This is a genomic window from Saccharopolyspora sp., from assembly GCF_017434145.1.
In the GTDB taxonomy this organism is placed as follows: Bacteria; Actinomycetota; Actinomycetes; order Mycobacteriales; family Pseudonocardiaceae; genus Saccharopolyspora_C; species Saccharopolyspora_C galaxeae.
In genome coordinates this window covers 1-2,782 of sequence record NZ_JAFRFW010000256.1, presented here as the reverse complement: position 1 = coordinate 2,782, position 2,782 = coordinate 1, and the positions used below count along the sequence as shown (strand labels likewise).

Below are 2,782 nucleotides of genomic sequence, written 5' to 3'. Positions count from 1 at the left end.
GCCCGGCGCCGACCGCCGAGCCTTGGACCTGCTCGCCGAGCTGCCGGCCCCGTTCACCCTCAGCCAGGCCCGCCGAGCGCTGGGCACGTCCCGGCGGGTCGCCGTGCCCCTGCTGGAACACCTCGCCGCCCGGGGCCACACCGAACTCCTGCCCGACGGCACCCACCGGCTCCGCACCTCCCGGTGAGCGGACCGCTCGTCCCAGTGGATCGGCCGAACGGACCGGTCACTCGTGAACGCTCCCGGCTCGCGGTGTGTGGTGGCACGCCCGCCGGGGAAACCTGGGGCTGCCGTCGTCCCGCCCCGGTGTCGTGCGATCTGCGGGGCGGCGGCGCCTGGTCGTGCTGGGCCGGCGGTGAAGGAGGCAGGTCATGGCGCGCAAGATCTGGACCGGCTCGATCAACTTCGGGCTGGTGACCATCCCGGTCGGCCTCTACGCCGCCACCGAGGACCACGGCATCTCGTTCCACCAGTACGAACGCGGCACCTCGGACCGGGTGCGCTACAAGCGTGTCAACGAGCGCACCGGCGAGGAGGTCGACTACGGCGACATCGTCAAGGGCCGCGAGGTGGACGGGAAGCTGGTGACGGTGGAGCCGAAGGAGCTCGACGAGATCGCCCCCGGCCGCTCCCGCACGATCGACATCACCTCGTTCGTCGACCTCGACGAGATCGACCCGGTGTACTTCCAGCGGACCTATTGGCTCGCGCCGAACGCCAAGGAGAACCAGCGGCCCTACGACCTGCTGCGCCGCGCGATGGAGCAGACCAACCAGGTCGGGATCGCCACGTTCGTGCTGCGCGGCAAGGAATACCTCAGCGCGGTCCGCGCCGACGAGACCGCGCTGGCGTTGAACACGCTGTTCTTCGCCGACGAGATCCGCGATCCCGGCGACATCGTCGGCGAGATCGAGTCCGCGCCTTCGGACAAGGAACTGCAGATGGCCGAGTCGGTGATCGAGTCGATGACCGGCGACTGGCAGCCGGAGGACTACGCGGACACCTACACCGCCCGGGTGGAGGAGCTGGTCGAGGAGAAGGCCCGCGGCATCGAACCCGAGCCAGGCGAGGCGCCGCCGCAGGCGACCAACGTCACCGACCTCACCGAGGCGCTGCGGCGCAGCGTCGATGAGGCGCGCCAAGGGCGCAGCGTCGATCAGGCGCACAAAAAGCGCAGCCGGGGGCGCGGCAAGCGGGCGGAGCGCGACGAGCTCGGCGAGCTCAGCAAGGGCGAACTGGACAGCCGTGCGAAGGAACTCGGCGTGCGCGGGCGGTCGAAGATGAACCGCGCCGACCTGGAGGCCGCGGTGCGCGACGCGCAGAACGCGCCACGCCGCGCCTCCTGATGCCCGGGCGGACGCCATGACCGCGCAGCGGGTGACCGAGCAGGTGCAGGACCAGCGGCTGGAACTGTCCAACCTGGACAAAGTGCTGTACCCGGCCGCGGATTTCCGCAAGCGCGACGTGATCGACTACTACCGGCGGGCGGGCCCGGTGATGCTTCCGCACCTGCGGGACCGGGCCGCCACGCTGATCCGGTTCCCGAACGGGGTGGACGGCGGCTCCTTCTACGAGAAGGACGTCTCCCGGCACGCCCCGGACTGGGTGCCGACCGCCCGGCTGGTCAGCGGCGCGCAAGGCCGCGGCCGCGCGGTGAACCACCACGTGCTGATCGGCGAGCTGCCCACGCTGGTGTGGACGGCGAACCTGGCGGCGCTCGAACTCCACGTACCACAGTGGACGGTCGGGCCGGAGGATTCGCGGAACTGCCCGGATCTGCTGGTGTTCGACCTCGATCCGGGCGATCCCGCCACGATCGTCGAATGCTGCCGGGCGGCGGAGCTCCTGCGGGAGATCCTGACCGCCGAGGGCCTGCGCGCCTATCCGAAGACCAGCGGCTCCAAGGGATTGCAGCTGTACTGCCCGGTGCGCACCACCCGCGCGGAGCGGACTTCGGCCTACGCCAAGGAAATCGCCTTGCGACTGGAGGCCGAGCACCCGGGCGAGCTGCTCGCGAAGATGAATCGCTCGGCGCGCGCAGGCAAGGTTTTCCTGGACTGGAGCCAGAACAACCCGGCCAAGACCACGGTGGCGCCCTACTCGCTGCGCGCCCGTTCGCAGCCGACGGTGTCCACTCCGGTCACCTGGGACGAGGTGCGGGCGTGCCGCGAACCGGAGGATCTGAGGTTCACCAGCGATCAGGTGCTGCACCGCCTGGACCGCGACGGCGACCTGCTGGCCGACCTGCACGAGAACCCGCACCCGTTGTGAGCGGTGTGCGCACGACCACAGCGATCAGGAATTTCCGGCCGCGGAGGACGTGTTTGGACGGATGACACCCGCGGGAAACACGGACTACGAGGAGTGCGCGAACGAGAGAGGTGGACATGACCGGCTTCTTCGGACCCGGTGGCGGTTTCGGTTCCAGCCCGTTCGACGATTTCCTGGCCCGCTTCATGGGCGGGGGCGGGGAAGGTCCACAGCAGCCGCAGCAGCCGCAGCGGGTCGACATCACGCGCCTGATGAGCAGGCACGCGCAGGAGATGGTCGCCGATGCGGCCCGGCTGACCGCCGAGCACGGCGGGCGCGATCTGGACTCGCACCACCTGCTGTGGGCGGCGACCCGCTCCGAGACCGCGCGCGGCATGCTCGCGCGCGCCGGGACGGACCCGTCCACGCTGGCCCAGCGCATCGAGCAGGAGCTGCCGGAGGGCACCGCCACCGAGCAGCCGCCCGCGCTGACCCCCGCGGCGAAGCGGGCACTGCTGGATTCGCACCAGAT

4 protein-coding genes are annotated in these 2,782 nt (G+C 70.7%); all 4 read left to right on the top strand.

From position 1 onward, the window contains the following. The coding region (locus IJH84_RS07190) for a SelB C-terminal domain-containing protein (protein WP_295141794.1) at positions 1–187 on the top strand (187 nt) is incomplete at its 5' end. 184 nt (positions 188–371) lie between these two features. Continuing rightward, on the top strand, positions 372–1,346 hold the full coding sequence (locus tag IJH84_RS07185; RefSeq protein WP_295141791.1) for a Ku protein: 975 nt from the start codon (positions 372–374) through the stop codon (positions 1,344–1,346). A gap of 16 nt (positions 1,347–1,362) precedes the next feature. Further along, entirely contained in the window at positions 1,363–2,271 is a 909-nt protein-coding gene (gene ligD, locus IJH84_RS07180; RefSeq protein ID WP_295141790.1) for a non-homologous end-joining DNA ligase, read from the top strand. Positions 2,272–2,387: 116 nt separating this feature from the next. Continuing rightward, on the top strand, positions 2,388–2,782 hold a 395-nt coding region (locus IJH84_RS07175), incomplete at its 3' end, for a Clp protease N-terminal domain-containing protein (RefSeq protein ID WP_295141787.1).